The organism is Microcoleus sp. MON2_D5 (assembly GCF_036701905.1).
Lineage (GTDB): Bacteria > Cyanobacteriota > Cyanobacteriia > Cyanobacteriales > Microcoleaceae > Microcoleus.
This window is the reverse complement of sequence record NZ_JAUBRM010000106.1, coordinates 1-17,940: the sequence shown is the minus strand read 5'-3', so window position 1 is coordinate 17,940 and position 17,940 is coordinate 1. Positions and strand designations below refer to the sequence as shown.

Annotated in this window: 13 protein-coding genes and 1 pseudogene; 7 read left to right on the top strand and 7 right to left on the bottom strand. The window is 45.9% G+C overall.

Annotated features, from left to right (window positions below; genetic code table 11):
- Window positions 1–77 precede the first annotated feature (77 nt).
- From QUA47_RS26655 to QUA47_RS26625, 7 genes and pseudogenes are all read right to left on the bottom strand, one after another.
- Window positions 78–587 (bottom strand): annotated as a pseudogene (locus tag QUA47_RS26655) (RNA-guided endonuclease InsQ/TnpB family protein); the annotation flags it as partial.
- A 389-nt stretch (window positions 588–976) separates the two neighbouring features.
- Entirely contained in the window at window positions 977–1,816 is an 840-nt protein-coding gene (locus QUA47_RS26650) for a HEAT repeat domain-containing protein (RefSeq protein WP_333432976.1), read from the bottom strand.
- A 216-nt stretch (window positions 1,817–2,032) separates the two neighbouring features.
- Entirely contained in the window at window positions 2,033–2,341 is a 309-nt protein-coding gene (locus tag QUA47_RS26645; protein WP_333284694.1) for a phycobilisome linker polypeptide, read from the bottom strand.
- Between the two features lie 108 nt (window positions 2,342–2,449).
- Complete coding sequence (locus QUA47_RS26640; RefSeq protein ID WP_333432975.1) at window positions 2,450–3,319, bottom strand: phycobilisome linker polypeptide; 870 nt, start codon at window positions 3,317–3,319, stop codon at window positions 2,450–2,452.
- Window positions 3,320–3,512: 193 nt separating this feature from the next.
- Window positions 3,513–4,328 carry a phycobilisome linker polypeptide gene (locus QUA47_RS26635; protein WP_333432974.1) on the bottom strand — a complete coding sequence of 272 codons (816 nt, stop codon included), beginning with the start codon at window positions 4,326–4,328 and terminating at the stop codon, window positions 3,513–3,515.
- A 148-nt stretch (window positions 4,329–4,476) separates the two neighbouring features.
- Entirely contained in the window at window positions 4,477–4,965 is a 489-nt protein-coding gene (gene cpcA / locus QUA47_RS26630; RefSeq protein ID WP_006631256.1) for a phycocyanin subunit alpha, read from the bottom strand.
- 102 nt (window positions 4,966–5,067) lie between these two features.
- Complete coding sequence (locus QUA47_RS26625; RefSeq protein ID WP_006631257.1) at window positions 5,068–5,586, bottom strand: phycocyanin subunit beta; 519 nt, start codon at window positions 5,584–5,586, stop codon at window positions 5,068–5,070.
- A 1,363-nt stretch (window positions 5,587–6,949) separates the two neighbouring features.
- Here QUA47_RS26625 and QUA47_RS26620 point away from each other — a divergent pair.
- From QUA47_RS26620 to QUA47_RS26590, 7 genes are all read left to right on the top strand, one after another.
- Complete coding sequence (locus QUA47_RS26620; protein WP_333432973.1) at window positions 6,950–9,769, top strand: cation-transporting P-type ATPase; 2,820 nt, start codon at window positions 6,950–6,952, stop codon at window positions 9,767–9,769.
- 300 nt (window positions 9,770–10,069) lie between these two features.
- Window positions 10,070–11,323 carry a DNA replication/repair protein RecF gene (locus QUA47_RS26615; protein ID WP_333432972.1) on the top strand — a complete coding sequence of 418 codons (1,254 nt, stop codon included), beginning with the start codon at window positions 10,070–10,072 and terminating at the stop codon, window positions 11,321–11,323.
- A 586-nt stretch (window positions 11,324–11,909) separates the two neighbouring features.
- A complete protein-coding gene (psb27, locus tag QUA47_RS26610; RefSeq protein ID WP_333178376.1) occupies window positions 11,910–12,308 on the top strand; it encodes a photosystem II protein Psb27 in 399 nt (132 codons plus the stop codon).
- 473 nt (window positions 12,309–12,781) lie between these two features.
- Window positions 12,782–14,425 carry a family 10 glycosylhydrolase gene (locus QUA47_RS26605; protein ID WP_333219677.1) on the top strand — a complete coding sequence of 548 codons (1,644 nt, stop codon included), beginning with the start codon at window positions 12,782–12,784 and terminating at the stop codon, window positions 14,423–14,425.
- A 155-nt stretch (window positions 14,426–14,580) separates the two neighbouring features.
- Window positions 14,581–15,738 carry a DUF262 domain-containing protein gene (locus QUA47_RS26600; RefSeq protein WP_333432971.1) on the top strand — a complete coding sequence of 386 codons (1,158 nt, stop codon included), beginning with the start codon at window positions 14,581–14,583 and terminating at the stop codon, window positions 15,736–15,738.
- The gene (locus QUA47_RS26595; protein WP_333432970.1) at window positions 15,735–16,889 is read left to right on the top strand and encodes a DUF3696 domain-containing protein; all 1,155 of its coding nucleotides are present in this window, start codon (window positions 15,735–15,737) and stop codon (window positions 16,887–16,889) included. The genes QUA47_RS26600 and QUA47_RS26595 overlap by 4 nt, the downstream gene beginning before the upstream one ends.
- A gap of 3 nt (window positions 16,890–16,892) precedes the next feature.
- Window positions 16,893–17,852: a hypothetical protein gene (locus QUA47_RS26590; RefSeq protein ID WP_333432969.1), complete on the top strand. Its 960-nt coding sequence runs from the start codon at window positions 16,893–16,895 to the stop codon at window positions 17,850–17,852.
- The last annotated feature ends 88 nt before the right edge of the window (window positions 17,853–17,940 follow it).

Below are 17,940 nucleotides of genomic sequence, written 5' to 3'. Positions count from 1 at the left end.
ATCAAGGTTCATTACCCTGCGGCTAATCCCCCTAATCTTTTTTTTATTAAGATTGGTTTCTAGCCAACGAATCGCACGTTCAATCCCACGTCTAAACCAATAGTCTTACCAGTCGGAACAATTTCCTCTTTGCGTTCAACGTTGATGCAAAATTGGGCGTAGTATCCGTCAGCACGACGCACAATCCTGATTCGCTTAATCTCATCGGGCGCGTAGAAATGCAAGTCCCGGCTACCGATTAATGTGAACTTTCCAGCAGCAAAGCCGTCCTTAAATGTTAGGCATCTTTTGTCCACAGAAAGCGCCCAACCTGATTGCTTGTATTCAAGTGAGCGAGTATATTTTTTGAACTGCGGATAGCCCTTTTTTCCTGGTTTTTTAGCCTTGCAATTAGCGAAAAAACGTTGGATAGCAAAAATGGCCCGCTCCGCCGAAGCTTGACGTGCCGTTGAGTTAAGTTTGCCTGCCCATTCAAACTCTTTTGCCATTACGGCGCATTGCTTGTACAGATCGACCAGCTTAATTCCTTGATTTTCTGTCCAGTATCTAAGAGTTTTGTTGCGAACAAATTGAGCTGTTCTGATCATCTCGTCGATGATCCGATATTGCTCCGCTTTGCCTTTTAATTTAAACTCTAATACTATCATGGGAATAGTTTATCATCCTTGCAAACACTTTCACCTGCGAAATGTGTGTATTTCACAATTATTTACAAACTGTAGAAATTAAAGCCGTCCTATAAGGACGGGGCTTTCAACCCAGTTTCTTGGTAATTGTAGGTTGGGTCGATCGCGCGATCGAACTTTTTGCCACCTCACCCACCAACATTCTCATCAAAATGAGTAGGGAAACAGCACTGCTGTGTCCTGCCTAAAATACAGATATGCGGTAGGGGAACAGCACTGCTGTGTCCTCAATATACGGCCGACAATTGAGAATCTCTACAGCAATCCTATTTTAGTTGTCAACTAATTTTTTAAAGTAAACTATCCATTAAGTTCATAACTTGGATAGCTTCATCTGACAAAGATAGAGATTCTTGTTGATTGAGGTGATGCTCCAAAACTCCTTTGAGCGCAATCAATTTCAGGCTATTTTCTGCTAAAGTTTCAGAAATAGCTTGCGCTCCCGGCAAATAGCCGATCGCCCCCAAGTCCATCAAAGCCGAGCGCCTCAACTGCAAATTATCCCCATTCAAAGCACTTACCAACCGCTCTCCGTAAACCCGCTCACCAGTTAACTGATACATCGCCCGCGCCGCAGCGTACTGCACCCGCTCCACAGAATGTTCTAAAAAAGGTGAAATTAGGGGTATTGCTTCTGTGGCTTTCAGCGTTCCCAAAGCTTCAATTACCGAGTCGTAAGGTTGCACGAGGTGCGATTTTCCTGGCACTCGCACGGCCACAGCTACGCCCCCATCCAATAGCTTCATTAGCGGCCCAATAGAATCGATCTCGCCCAGCATTTCTAGAGCTTGAGCCGCCGCTTCTCGCACGTAATAATCAGCGCATTCCAAACAACGAATCAGGGCCGGTAAGGCTTGTTTGTCACCCAATTTACCCAGAGCCCGCGCCGCATTTCGTAATAGGGAATAGTCGCCGATTTTTGTTTGTTCTGACTCTTCTTCCAATGCGGCAATTAAAGCTGCAATAGCTGCCGGTTCCTTGACTCGAAATCTGCCAACCCACCAAGCAGCATAATACCGGAGACTGTAATCTTGGGAGTGCAAATTTGCGATCGCCTGTTCAACAGTTAAAGACTCGTCCTCAGCTACACCCGCCGGCGGTGAGTCGGATTCGTAATAATCCATAGTCATTAGTTATTAGTTATTAGTTATTAGTTATTCGGCGATTGAAATCGCTGCTAAACAGACAAAACCCGCCTGCGCGGGTTGCATTAACTCTTATTCCGCGCAGGCGGACTTGGTTTGACAAGAAGCGATTTTCATCGCCCCTTCTAGCTTGTGCAGGAGCGATTTTCATCGCCCCTTCTAGCTTGACAAGAAGCGATTTTCATCGCCCCTCCCACCAAACTATTGGTGATCACCAGATGACTCATGGGATGATTCATGGGATGATTCATGGGATGACTGATGGGATGATTCTGCACCCGCGTTTAAAGGATGAATGCTGACAATTTTCCCGCCCATGCGAGTAATCCGCTGCATTTCTTGATTCATCCGATTGTAAGGCACGTTGATAAATGTACTCGCGCTCGATCGAATCGAATAATCCACATTATTTGTTTCATCGCTTTGGCGCAAACCGACAACTTCATACCGAAAGCAGCGACCAGCCGAAGTTGTATTGCCACTTATTCCAGCTACAAATTGACCCAACATAAGCTTCTTGGTAATTGGTAATTCTGACTGTTGACTGTTGACTGTTGACTGTTGACTGTTGACTGTTGACTAAAAGCTAGTAACTGCCAACTGCCAACTGCCAACTGACTAAATTGGAGTAATGCTGGCGATTTTCGCGCCCAGGCGTTGAAATTTCTGCAGTTGCGAGGACAAATCCTCAACAGGTACGATGAAAGCCTTGCTGCTGCGGCGCACGCTAGGATAGCCGCCCGTGCGAATGCCGGAAACTTCCACGCGCAACAGCCGCCCTTCTTTGCCGTAAGCTGCAGCGCCGCCGAAAGTGCTGCTGGGAGTTACGTTTTTAGCAGAAGGCCGATATGCCCAACCTTCGTTACCGCCGGAGGGACCGACTACAGGCGTAGCGGTGTTAGTGCCGAGTTCGACAGCTAAGCGAGAGTTATTGCCTTCTAGTTGAGATGTATCGCTGTTTGCATAGCCGCGATACAGGCGAAACATCCGGGTAAAACCAACGGTTTTTTGACCACGCTGGGTGTTAAAACCGCGGTAGTAAGGCACGATACTGTCGCCGAAGTTTTCTTGATACTCTACTGAATCGATGTAAGAATCAATATCAGCGTCGTAGCCTTGTGTTTGGTACAAATCTAAGTGCTCAACTACTTCAGATTCGTCGTAGGGAGCCCGACCGAGCAAGTGTTTGTAGTTTAGTTCGATCGTCCGAGTTTGGAAGCTGTTGTAGAAAAACTTGGTTTTGTACAGTTCTGACTTAGCTACAGCGCGTACAAATTCTCGTACCGTCAAACTGCCGTCGCGCAGCAAAGACTCGGAACTTGTAAGTCGATCGGATTTCATTAAATAGTCGTTGCCCAGCACCTGACGGTAAACCGCACGAATCACAGTTTCAACGTCGTCTTTGCTGTAGTTCGGGCGCAATTCTACCTTCGGCGCATCGCTCAATGCGGATGTTCCCAGTCTGGACGCTGCTGTTGTAATCGCCACCAGATTTCCTCCTAAATTATTAATGACAAAAGTTTAATGCTTGGTTGCACTTGAAATTTTTAGGACTAAGGATAATATGCCTCAAAGTAGGGTGTGCACTGCACACCTTACCTATACACATAAAATTGAAGAATTTTTTAGCCTTAGTCCTAATTTGCTAAAGACGTTTCAAAAAAACGTCAATACACAAACTTTAAGCTGTGGTAATACTTACCACTTTGCCGCCACGTTTGTTGATTTGCTGCAAGCGGCTCGAAAGTTGCTCGTAAGGCACGAGATATTCGGTAGTAGTCCGCCGCACTTGGGGCGAAAAATTAGCCGAACCTTGCATTGCGGTGACTCGGTAGAGCTGGCCGCGAGAACCGCCGGATGTGCCCCCAAGGGCTTTTCCGGTGGAGGCCGTGTATATCGGCGAAGCCATATTTCTCGCTACTTCCCAAGTCAGCCGCGCTTGGGTTTGGTTTTGCGATCGATCGCTAGAAGCAAAACCCCGGTACAGTTGAAACATCCGGTTAAAACCGACGGTTTTTTGACCTCTTTGAGTCGCGAAACCGCGATAGTAAGGCACTATACTTTCGCCAAAATTTTCTTCATACTCAAGCGAGTCAATGTAAGAATTAATTTCAGCTTCGTAGCCTTCTGCATTGTACAAATCAACGTGGAAAGCAATTTCCGACTCGTCGTAAGGAGCGCGGCCCAACAAATGCTTGTAGTTAAGCTCGATTAACCGCGTTTGCGAGTTCGGATAAAAAAACTTTTTCCGATAGGTTTCGGAATGTGCAATTGACCGCACAAAATCTTTCACTGAAATCTGCCCTTGCTGCAGCAGAGATTCAGCACTGGTAAGTCGTTCGCTCGACATTAAATACTCATTACCGAAAACTTGGCTGTAAGCAGCGCGAATTACTGCTTCCACATCCTCTTGCGTCCAGTGGGGGCGCAGTTCTACCCGTCCGGCTTCTTCAAATGCTTTTATTCCCAAACGTTCTGCTGCACCTAATCCCGCCATCTTTGCTTCTTCCTTTTTTGCTTTAAAAATTGAAAACTGCTTAAAAAAGTATTTGCAAAACTAGGCTTGGATCGCAGATGCCCGGAATTGTAAACAACCGCTAACACTTAAGCTAACAGCAGCTTACAATTCCGGGCATCACGCAAATCTAGCTTAGAGCGTTGATTGCGTAGTCGATGTAGGAATTCGCTTCAGTTGCAGCGTCGCCACTCAGACCGTGGTTGCCTTTGATGTACTTGAGAGCTTCAACGTACCAGCTAGGAGACAATTCAAATGTCCGGTTGATTTCGTCAACACCTGCAATCAGGTACTCGTCCATCGGACCGGTGCCGCCTGCAACTAAGCAGTAGGTTACCATCCGCAGGTAGTAGCCGATGTCGCGAGAGCACTTCGCTTTACCTGTTGGGGTAGAAGCGTAGTTCGGGCCTTGCATTTGTTGGGTGTACGGGAATTTGTTGTACACAGCTTGAGCTGCACCGTCGATCAAGCGCTGAGAGTTGGCGGTCAACGCTTTGGCTGCTTCCAAACCTGCTGCTGCTTGGCGGAAACGGCCGAAGGCGACTTGCAGTTCAGTGCTGCTCAGGAAACGGCCTTGAGAATCGGCTGCGGTTACTGCTTCAGTCAAAGGGGTTTTCATTGTTCTGGTTTCTCCCTAATGTTGTGTTGTTTTTGTACAAAAATGATTGTTTGCAAAAATGCGATGCTCGCTTCTTTACAAGAAAGGTTCGCTTGGCTATTTTTAGCCGACTGCATTAGCTGCGCGGTCGAAGTAGCTGCCGATTTCAGACATCAGCGAGCTGCAATCACCACGGGTAACACCGTTGGGGTCGTTAGCGATCGCGATCGCTGCTTCCTTCATTTTTTGCACGCCGGCTGCAACTGAGCCACCGGGAACTCCCAGAGCTTGGTATGTTTCACGCAGACCGTTCAAGCAGCGGTCGTCCAAAACGCTGGCGTCGCCTGCAAATGTTGCATAGGTGACGTAGCGCAAGATGATTTCCATATCGCGCAAGCAAGCTGCCGCGCGGCGGTTGGTGTAGGCATTGCCACCAGGAGCGATCAGTTGCGGCTGTTCGGCGAACAGGGCGCGAGCTGCATTGGCTACGATGCTGGATGCGTTACCGGTGATGCGGTTTACTGCGTCAATCCGCTTGTTAGCGTCGGAAACCATGCCGCTGAGAGCATCTAGTTGACCCTGAGCTAGAAATTCGCCCCGAGCGTCAGATTGGGAAACCACTTTTGTAAATGCGTCAAACATGAAAGAACTCTCCTATTTGAGTTAATTGAGTTTGGTTGCGGTATAAAACCGTTAAGTTAAATTTGTTCAGGCTACGAGTGCCTGCAAGGGTTGAAATTTGATGCCAGCTACTCTGCTGGTCCCATCGATCTCTCCCTTTCCGCTACCTGCACTATTGTTACATTGCAACGGAGGTTTAAGAAACCTTAGAAAATTTTACACCTTTTATGAGATGCGACAAACCTTGTCAATCAGGGTTTTTGTTAACTTTGGCCTGTCGTTTCAACCCTCTGATAATCTTTATACAATGCTCGCCTGCGTTTGTTTATTACAAATTATTACAGAAACTTATCTCTCTAAGAAGGTAAATCTCGGGAGGGCAAGTGCGGGCAAATCTCCTTCCTCGGGTAGATGCGGGGTTGTCCCAATAAACGCAGAGTTTGCTTCGATCGCCCTGCTGTGGCGGTAGAACCGCCCGGAACCGTCCCGTGGCCCGATCGCCTTTGTTGGCTTTCTCTGGAAAAGCCGAATTGTTAAGAAGTATTAAGTAAATTAAAGTTTTCGTAAAAGAAGGCTGGGGGAATAGGGAAAAAAGCAAAAATTCTGCCCCATGTCAGGATGGCTGCAGAATTGGGTGTGGGCAAAATCCAAAAGATTGTGAACCCGATCGCCACAGCCTCAGCTTTTGCCGGAAATATCAGCATTTAGTGACAAAACTCAGCCGTTGGAAGTTGAAAGACCGGGCCCGGTCTTTCATAACGCGGGGATGCTGGCTCTGGGGAGTCATGGGACTTGACCCCAGAGCCAGCATCGACTGTTTGTCCTGCAACGGTTGCAAAAAAAACTTTCATCTATATGTTCTATGTTCTGCTTCCCACAGGCTAGTCGCACGGAAGGGTGTGGCAAGCTGAGCATTGTCGATGGTGAGAAAACCAACAGAGGCGATCGATACCTGTCGCCGCAGCGCCATTTTTCTTTTAACATTAAACAATGCGAAATAGATGAGTTCGGATACAAGCGTTTTATGACGTTTTTTTTAAGGTAGGTTTTAACCTGCGGCGCACGGTTGCATCCCCGTAATAAAATCACTCTTGCTTTCAGCTTCTTTTCTGTGTAATAGCCGAAGGAATTGCTAATTTTTAGTAGTAAGGTGGATAGGTGCTATCAGCCGTAGGTATACAAACGGCGCGATCGAGCCACCAGACGCAGTGAAGTTAAAAGCTTTTTGCTTCCCCGGCATCGAACCGCCCAAAACGAGTCCCAAGTTAAACAGTTTTTGATTCAGAACTCAAAACTTAAAAGTCTCTGGCTGTAATCAGCCACATCCATCGGCTGTAGCTGTCCGGCCTCATTCGCCTAATTTCCCCATGCGCGATCGTAATTTATGTCTTCAACTTCTCCCTCTTCTTGGCACACCGTAGCAATTGACAAAACTCTCCAGCAGCTAAGCAGCAACAAAGAGGCTGGCTTGAGCAGCCAACAGGTGTCAGAACGCTTGCAGCAATACGGCCCCAACGAACTCGAAGAAACAGGAGGCCGCAGTCCGTGGTCGATTTTTGTCGATCAGTTCACCAACATCATGTTGTTGATGCTGATGGGTGTGGCCGTGATTTCGGCTTTTTTGGACATTCGGTCGAATACTTTTCCCAAAGATGCGATCGCCATTTTTGCGATCGTCATACTCAACGGCATTCTCGGCTATTTCCAAGAGCAAAGTGCTGAAAAAGCCCTCGCAGCCCTCAAAAACCTCGCTTCCCCCCTAGTCAGAGTCGTGCGGGACGGCAAAACTTCGGAAATAGCAGCCAAGGAACTCGTACCCGGAGACGTGATGCTGTTGGAGGCTGGGGTAAAAATAGCAGCAGACGCACGCTTGATCGAAACATCAAATCTGCAAGTCAGAGAATCAGCTTTAACAGGGGAAGCTCTAGCAGTCACCAAGCAAGCTGATCTAGAACTTCCCGAAGATGCTTCCTTGGGCGATCGACTCAACGTGATTTTTCAGGGCACAGAAGTTGTTCAGGGACGAGCAAAGGCGATCGTCACCAACACAGGAATGCAAACTGAACTGGGCAAAATTGCCGCCATGCTTCAGTCAGTAGAAAACGAACCGACTCCCCTGCAACAGCGGATGAGCCAGTTGGGAAATGTTCTAGTCTCCGGTGCCCTAACCTTAGTCGCAATAGTCGTCATCGGCGGCATGATTACCTTCCAAAACGGCGGCATCGGGTTCGATACCAGCAGGTTTGAAGACTTGTTAGAAGTTTCTCTAAGTATGGCTGTGGCTGTGGTTCCCGAAGGACTCGCAGCAGTCGTGACAGTCACTCTAGCACTCGGAACTAGGCGGATGGTGAAGCGAAACGCCCTGATTCGCAAACTACCTGCGGTAGAAACTTTGGGCTCGGTAACTACCATTTGTTCTGACAAAACAGGTACTCTGACTCAAAATAAAATGGTAGTTCAGCTAGTGTCTACGGGCGACTGCACAGTCGCCGTCGCAGGCGATGGCTATGCCCCGATCGGAGATTTTAGCGATCGCCTGACATCGGCCAAAATTAATAATTTAGAGGAATATCCAGAACTCGAATCTTTATTAATTGCCTGTGCAGTTTGCAACGACGCAGTATTGCAACAAGAACAGCAAGAATGGCAGATTTTAGGCGACCCCACAGAAGGAGCTCTGCTGTGTGTAGCGGGAAAAGCAGGCATTTATAAGGATAAACAGTCTCAATTGCTGCCGCGGACGGCGGAATTTCCTTTTTCTTCCGAACGCAAGCGGATGAGCGTGATTTGCGAAGTGCCCGGCCGATCGGGAAATTCGGGATTTCCCGCAGCAGAAGGACAGCAGCCGAATTATTTGATGCTGACCAAAGGCTCTCCAGAGTTGACTTTGGAGCGCTGCAAAGGCATTATAGTCGGCGATCGAGTACAACCTTTAAATCAGGAAATGCGCGATCGCATCCTCGCCGAAAACAACAACATGGCAAGCGGCGGTTTGCGAGTCCTGGGGTTTGCGTACAAACTGTGGGAAAACGTGCCGCCCGAAGGTTCTGAGGAAACCAGCGAACAAGACATGATTTGGCTGGGACTCGTCAGTATGCTCGACGCCCCGCGCCCGGAAGTGCGCGAAGCAGTGGTGAAGTGCCGCAATGCAGGCATTCGGGTGGTGATGATTACAGGAGACCACCAGTTGACAGCAAAAGCCATCGCCTACGATTTAGGTATTGCTAAAGAGGGCGATCGAGTTCTCACCGGTCAAGAATTAGAAAAGCTCAGCCAAGAAGAACTCAAACAGCAAGTCGAACAGGTTAGCGTTTACGCCCGCGTTTCCCCCGAACACAAATTGCGAATAGTCCAAGCTTTGCAAAGTTGGGGCAAATTTGTCGCGATGACCGGCGACGGAGTTAACGACGCCCCCGCCTTGAAACAAGCCGATATCGGCATCGCTATGGGGATTACCGGCACCGATGTCAGCAAAGAAGCTAGCGATATGGTGCTCCTCGACGACAATTTCGCAACTATTGTCGCCGCCGCTGAAGAAGGGCGAGTGGTTTATAGCAATATTCGCCGTTTTATTAAATACATTTTGGGCAGCAACATCGGCGAAGTTTTGACAATTGCGGCCGCACCTTTAATGGGTTTGGGAGGAGTGCCGCTGACGCCGCTGCAAATTTTGTGGATGAACTTAGTAACAGACGGCGTTCCCGCTTTGGCCTTGGCTGTGGAACCCGGGGAACCGAACGTGATGAAAAGGCCTCCTTTCAGTCCGCGAGAAAGTATTTTCGCGCGGGGTTTGGGTTCTTACATGATTCGGATCGGGATTATTTTTGCAATTTTGACGATCGCGATGATGTCCTGGGCTTACGGATATACTCACTCTCCCGGACACGGAGATCCAGATGCTTGGAAAACAATGGTGTTTACAACTCTTTGTTTGGCGCAAATGGGTCACGCGATCGCCATTCGATCTAACACTCAGCTAACTATTGAGTTAAATCCCTTCACTAATGTTTTTGTGTGGGCGGCTGTAATTGTGACTACTATTCTGCAATTGATGCTGATTTACGTTCCGCCGCTGAGAGCATTTTTCGGCACTCATTATTTAACGGGGTTTGAGTTGCTAGTTTGCTTCGGTTTCAGCGCTCTGATGTTTGTCTGGATTGAAATGGAAAAACTGTTTTTGCGCTTTTACAAAGCTAGAAAATAGTGTTAACGGCTGACGAAGACTTAGCGATGTTTCATTATTAGCTAGCACCCTCGCAGGCAATATTCTATCTTCACATCCGCCAGGGGTTTCAACCCCTGGCTCACTGCCAAAGTCATCGCTAGGAAGACTAAAGAGATTGTGTCACAATAAAACATTTATTACTTCGTTATAATGTCATTGCGAGGGCAACGCTCGGCGAAAATCGCACTCGTAAAAGCGCTCGGTGGCCAACCTGTAAGGTGCGCCCGGTCGTGCACCCCACGATGACTGTATTACCAATAATTACCAATTACTAATAGTATGTATTTAAAAACGCTGCACCTACGGCAGTTTCGGAACTACTTCGATCAAAAGGTAGCGTTTGACGCTCCCAAAACCATTTTAGTAGGAAATAACGCGCAAGGAAAATCTAACTTGTTAGAAGCGGTAGAGTTGCTTTCTACCTTAAAAAGCCACCGGGTAGGGCGCGATCGCGATTTAATACTCGACTCAAAGCCGATCGGGCAAATTGATGCTACACTCGAACGTCAAACCGGAGCAATCGACTTAGCTTTAACTCTTCGCTCTGGGGCGCGTCGAACACTGAAGATCAACGGTGAACCGCTGCGTCGCCATTTAGACTTTTTGAGCGTCTTAAATGTAGTGCAATTTTCTTGTTTGGATTTGGACTTAGTGCGCGGCGGACCCGAAGGAAGGCGCAATTGGATCGATCGGCTCGTCATCCAGTTAGAACCGATTTACGCTCACATTTTGCAGCAGTACAACCAAATTTTGCGCCAGCGAAACGCTTTGTTGAAACGTTCTAAAGAAATCAGGAAAGCGGAATTTTCCGAAGGTTTTGACAAAATGCGATTTATTGCACCCGAAAGTCCCGAACCGGAAAATACAGAAGACTTCCCAATCCCCAATTCCCAATTCCCCATTCCCACTTCCCAATTCCCAATTCCCAGTTCGGAATTAGCTTTGTGGGACGCGCAGTTGGCGACAGCGGGCGCTCGCGTCATCCGCAGGCGCGATCGAATTTTGGAGCGTTTGATGCCTTTAGCTCGAAATTGGCACCGTTCAATTAGCGGTTCAGGAGAAGTTTTAGATGTGAAATACGATGCTAATATTGAAGTAGGCGCGGAATTAATCGCTAAAGATAATCTCGAAGGAGTGCGACAAGCATTTTTAGAGAAAATTCAAAAAAGGGCGATCGCAGAACAGTTTCAAGGAACCACTTTAGTCGGCCCCCACCGCGACGACATTACATTTACAATTAACAATACCCCAGCTCGTCAATACGCATCCCAAGGTCAGCAGCGAACTCTGGTATTAGCATTAAAATTAGCCGAACTGCAGCTTATTGAAGAAGTCGTCGGCGAAGCGCCTTTACTATTGCTCGACGACGTACTTGCAGAACTCGATCTGAGCCGCCAAAATCAACTTTTAGAAACAATTCAAGAACGATTTCAAACTCTGATTACTACAACTCACCTAGGCGCTTTTGATGCTCAGTGGCTGCGACAAACCCAAATTCTCTCCGTCGTTGCTGGACAAATCAATCGATTTTAGATTTTAGATTTTAGATTTTAGATTGACAAATTTTCGGTTTCATGGTATGAGAACAAAAAAATGTAGAAAGTGGCATTATTAGCTCAATTCGAGATAGGATAAAGGTTAATTTTGATTGCCGCTTTCGCTTCCATTTTTCTAAACCTTGTCAACGACCCAGGTCTAAAGACAGTGGGCTTCTAGCCTAAGACTTAAACCACAGTTGACCAGACTAAGTACCTCGCGTACTACGTTAACGGTAAGAGTTTAAAGACCTACCAAGGGATGCGAAGCTAGTTCCTTGCTCTAGAAATTTAGGATTAAACAGACTTATTGGGTTAAATCAGTGTCCTAGATATAGTACCGGCCGTTAACTTTGTCGAAGCTAACATTACCCCGAAAGGGAGGCTCATAAAGGAGCGAACATTATGCGTACAGGGTTGCGAAGTTTGAGATGGTAATTGTCCCATCGAAAGTACACTACAAAAGTACACCGAATCTAGCAATCCCAAGGCGGTAATGGAAAGATTCACGCCGGTTTCAACCGCCGAGTCGTTTCCCTCTCAGCACTCTTCGTGACTGATTTTCCCACTTACCGAATTTTTTTATGAAGCATTACATTTCCCGTCTGTTAGCCCTGGTATTAGTTGTTGTCATCGGCGTAGCGGGCTGTACCAATGTTCCAGCCACTCTGAGTGGAGATTATGGCCAAGACACATTAGCATTAGTGAACAGCTTGAGAACAGCGCTCACTTTGCCAGAGGGCACGCCGGAAAAAGCAGCGGCTCAAGCCAAGGCTCGCACAAGTATCAACGATTTTTTTGCTGAATACCGCCGCGATCCCGCTCTTACCAAGCTGGCATCTTTCACGACAATGCGGACGGCATTAAACTCTTTGGCAGGACATTACAGTTCCTATCCAAACCGTCCCGTTCCTGAAAAATTGAAAAAGCGTCTTGAGTCAGAATTTCAGCAGATTGAAGCTGCTCTTAACAGAGGAGCTTAATCTCAAAATTTAGGATCAAGGATAAATTTTAACAATTCATCTTCGTCCTTGATATTTGAGTGTTAACAACTTTTATTAGCAAGATCAACTGCTTTTAGCGCCCACTGTACCCAGGCGCTTTTTTATGCAGCATTTAGGGAAAAAATACTGAAAAATCGAACTGGATATGATATCAAATCCGGGCTTTTTACCCCCTTTATTTTTGAGTCCGCGAAGGCGCGTGCCTGCGCGCCAACACTTAGGTAGAGAAAAGTTTGTATAACATAGCAGCGGTGGAATCACCGAGTTTTATCTGGCCCGATCGCCCTTATTGAATTTAAATAGCCGCCAGATAGAATTTGCATTGTGCGATCGACTTGTGCCATAACTAAGTCAACCGAAAAAAGTAGAAAATTTGTAGCTGCTTGTTGAGCGCGATCGTAAAAATGCGATCGCCACCCAATTTAAACCAGAAAACCCCATTCCATTCTCCCATGAAAATTGCACCAACTCGCATCGCGAATTTTCAACACCAGCGACGCTTTTTAAGTGCGGTAACTGCTGTTTTAACCAGTAGCTTCATCAGCCAGCTTGTTTGGCCGTTTATCGGAAATCAACCAGCTTTTGCCCAAACATCAGCCTACTGCCAATTATCCCAAGAACAGGTCAATCAAAAAGAAGACTTGCGCCGCGCCGCGCTGTCGGGAAAACGGGAATCTCAGCAAGCATATTTTGCTGTTTTGAACAAACACGCGCGGGAAATAGCAGAATGCCGCCAAAAAACTTGGCCCGAAACCCAAGCAGTTTGGCTGCGTTTGTATCCCTGCGATGTCAGACCCGGAGAACTCGATCGAGTATTAGACAAAGTTGTGAATAAAGGCTACAACCAAGTTTATGTCGAAGTGTTTTACGATGGTCAAGTGCTGCTACCAGTCGCAGACAATCCTACGGCTTGGCCTTCTGTTTTGAGAAATCGCGGTTACGAGAAATACGACTTGTTAGAAAAGGCGATCGCCAAAGGCAAACAGCGAGGTTTAAAAGTTTACGCCTGGTTATTTACCATGAACTTTGGCTATAGCTATGCTCAGCGTCCCGACAGACAGCAAACCCTCGCTATCAACGGTAAAAATCAGACAAGTTTAACAGTAAGTGAAGAGGCAGCAATTAACGAGGACTTCGGAGAAGTTCCGGGCAACCAAGCCTTTATCGATCCGTACAACCCACAAGCACGGCAAGACTATACTTTGTTAGTAAATCAAATAGTCAAGCGCAAGCCCCAAGGAATGTTGTTCGACTACATTCGCTATCTACGGGGCATCGGACCCGCTTCAGTTGCTACCAAAGTTCAAGACTTGTGGATTTACGGCCCAGCATCGCAGCAAGTTCTTTTGCAGCGGGCTAACAATCAGCAAGGGCGAGATTTAATTCAGCGATATTTGACTAAGGGATTTATCAATCCTAATGACGTTCAAGCAGTAGTCAAACAGTATCCAACTGAGCGAGAACCTCTTTGGCAAGGGCGAATTCCGCAGGCGATGTCAGTAGCAACTCCACCTTCTAGAAGGGAGAATGCCGCATCAAGATCGGCCTCAACAACTCCCGCCGCTAACAAGCCAAACGCTGCAACTGCCACACCAAAACCGACACCGCCGCTTCCCGATACCGGCATTCTGCAAAAAGATTTGTGGAAACTGAGCGTTGCTCACGCAGTCCAAGGGATTTTAGATTTTTTGGGGATAGCAATTCAACCAGCTCAAAGGATGGGAATTCCTGTAGGAGCGGTGTTTTTTCCCACTGCAAATCAAGCCATAAATCAAGGGGGATATGATTCGAGATTGCAGCCTTGGGACACATTTCCGGCTGCAATGGAATTCCACGCCATGTCTTACGGAAATTGCGGCGATGTAAGCTGCATTGTGCCACAGGTGCAGCGAACAGTGAGTTTAGCGCCTGCGGGAGCGAAAATTATTCCTGCCATTGCTGGAGATTGGGGAAAACCTCTGAAAAATCGGCCGTCTTTGGAGATTCAAATGCGGGCAATTCGCTCGGCGACGCCGCAAATTAATGCGGTGAGTCATTTTGCTTTTGGGTGGCAAGAACCGGAGGATGAAAGGGCACGGCAAACTTGCCGATTGTAAGGAGATTATTTGTAGAGATGCGGTTCGTGGCGTCTCTACAAGAAAGAATTTGTGCGATAATATTTGAGAATGTTCTTATCTGCTAGGAGCGTCATCCAAGTTTTAATAGGACAATACCGAATCATAATAAATATTAATACAAAGGAGTATTCCCTATGGTAGCTCAGCCTGAATCCTACAACCAAGTATCTAACGAAGATACGACGCTTGATGAACTAACTTTGATGCAAGAGGAAGAAGATAACGATGCTGAACCTTATCAAACAGACAAATTGATATACGATCCTGATGAAATTAATATTTTCACCAGAGAACCAACCATCGAGCAACTTCTAAGAAGAATCAATGAGGAAGCTCTTGACTTAGCACCGGACTTTCAGCGCCATGCAAACATCTGGAAAGATGACGCTAAAAGTAGACTGATTGAGTCGCTCCTGATTCGGATTCCATTACCAGCTTTTTATATAGATGCAACTGATGAAGATAAATGGTTAGTTGTGGATGGATTGCAACGGCTATCTGCTCTCAAGCAATTTATGAGCGATAAAACACTGAGGTTATGCGGACTAGAATACTTAACCAATTTAGAAGGTAAAACTTATGATGAAATTGAACGCAGATACCAGCGTCGAATAGAGGAAACTCAGGTGACAGTTTATTTGATTGAAAAAGGTACACCTCCTGAAGTTAAATATAACATTTTTAAACGGATTAATACAGGGGGATTGCCAATGACTCCCCAAGAGCTCCGCCATGCTCTCAACCCCGGTAAGGCAACAAAGTTTTTAGCTCAACTTGCTACATCTAATGAATTCCAGCAAGTTACTAAGCTGAGTAAGTTGCGTAAAATGCGGATGGACGATCGGGAATTTATACTCGGTTTTTTAGCCTTTACGCTTACATCTTATAAAAATTCTCAATCTGAAAAGAGAAATCTATTTTTAAGTAAAGCATTATCTAAGGTTAATAATATGTCTGAACAGGAATTACAAGTAATAGAAAATAATTTCACAAAAGCTATGATTGCCGCCTGGCAAATTTTTGGGAAAAATGCCTTTCGTAAAATCTCCCAACACCAAACAAAAATGTTTCCAATAAATAAAGCATTGTTTGAAGTTTGGTCTGTTAATCTCAGTTTACTTAGCGACGAGCAACTTAATATATTGAAGCAGCACAAGGAGCAATTGATTGAAAAATTTAGAAAATATGTAGATAGCGATCGAGAGTTTCTGGCTTCTATCTCTCAGGCAGCGGAAAAAATCGAGTACAGATTTAGGATAATTGAACAAATAATTCAGGAGGTTCTGGCATGATTACTTCGCTGCGCTTGGTCAACTTCAAACCTTTTGCAAATCAGTTATTGGAATTCAAAAAACTCACGTTATTTTCCGGATTAAACAGCACTGGCAAATCTTCTGTTATGCAATCGTTCTTGCTGCTGCGACAATCTTACCAACAGGGTTTACTGCCAGGAAAAGGGTTGGCCCTTAATGGCGATTTAGTGAATGTGGGTACTGCTAGAGACGCACTTTTTGAGGGAGCAAAAGAGGACTTAATTGCTTTTGACATTGTTTGGGAAAACAACAGCGAAGGGATATGGTGTTTCAAATATAACCAAGAGGTAGATGTGTTGAACATTCGCATGGAACAAGTTACGCCGGAAGTGTATAAATATAATCTTTTTGGCAATAATTTTCATTACCTTCAGGCAGAACGGATCGGACCGCGGCCATTTAATGAAATGTCAGATTACCAAGTACGACAGCTCGGTCAATTAGGTATCAAAGGTGAATATGCGGCTCATTTTCTGGCTATTAATGGACGGAAAGTTATTCCCAATAGCAGTCTCAGTCATCCAGAGGTAAAATTAAAGACTCAAAGAGAAAAAGAGCAATCTACTGCAAAATCAATGGATTTAATCGACCAAGTTGAGGCGTGGATGGGAGAAATTAGTCCGGGTACGCGCCTCAAAATAGACGCCAAATCCGATGTCGATTTGATGAGTTTTCAATATTCCTATGGAGATAGCAATCCTTACCGTGCAACTAATGTGGGATTTGGAATTAGCTACACTTTACCGATTATTGTAGCGGCACTTGCATCAACACCTGGTACAATCATTTTAATTGAAAATCCTGAAGCGCATCTCCATCCGAAAGGACAAGTTAAAATGGGTCAATTATTAGCTTTGGCGGCTAGCGGTGGCGCTCAAGTTGTTATAGAAACTCACAGCGATCATGTTTTAAACGGGATTCGCCTTGCGGTTCACGGGGGCAAAATTGACCCGAAAGATGTTCGGTTGCATTACTTCCAGCGTCAAAATAAAGAAGGACAAGCTGTGACTGAGGTAATATCGCCAAAAATCGATCGCAACGGACGAATTGATCGATGGCCGGATGGTTTTTTTGATGAGTGGGACAACAGCTTGGAGATTTTGTTGGAACCTGCGGTGGAAGGAGAATAAGCGATGGATTTGGAGATGGTGTTTAATGAACTGTCTGCGCGAACTCTTGCTCCTGATATTTCTACGGCACGACAATGGATGTCAGAATTGATTAGTACGAGGCGTGAAGCTCAACGCTGTGGACTGAAGGGACTTCGCACTCAAACAGATTTTCATGATATGGTACTTGCAGAAAACTATCCTCTTCCTCGTTGGCGTAATGATAATGAAGTGAATAGAGAAGAGCGGACTTTTCTGAGAACGCTTGCAACTAAGCGTTTCTTCGAGAAGATTGACGATGTAGAGATAAAAATAAAAGTTGAAAATCCCGATTGTGAGTTGAGTTTACAGAGCAGCCCAGCAGAAGGGTTTAAAGTTGCTCACTACCTTGAAACATTGGCAATTAGTCTGAATTCAGAATCGCTGTGGAATAGCAGTCGCATCAATTTAGAACTAATACAAATTGACGACAATGGGAACCTGATAGAAGAAAGTGTAGAGCTTCTTCATGCTCGTCAAAAAAGCCACGTTCTAGAACACGCTGATTGGATTAAAAACCGTCTCCAATCAGAGAGGCTTAACGGGATGGAACTCTGGAAGCGTAGAGATGAGTTGTTCCCTAGTCTGCAATTTTGTAATGCTGGCAATAAGCAGTTGCAAAAACTTCGTACAGGAGAAAAAAAGCTAGAACTTGTTTTAGAAGTATTGTCTGTTCTTGATAAGTGCGCTAAGAATTGGCAGGCGGGATATTTTAGTCTAGAGGGTTATCCCTTTGAGGAGTCGCCAGAAAGTGAACCTACCCTTAACCAATATTGGAGAGAGCGAACCTTTCTTTGTCCTGACGGTGAGGAACGTCTGTTTGAACGACACGTCAAACTGAAAGAATTCAATTGGCGCATTCACTTCTTCCCAGAAGTAAAGACAACAAAAGTGATTATCGGTTATGTTGGCCGCCACCTTCCTAGTGATAAGTATCCTACCTGATATCAAAAGGTGGTAGTGCCCTGAAGGAAAGGCTCAAGATGATAAAACAAAACCGAATTAAAAAAAAAGTAGGTATCTAGAGTTGTAA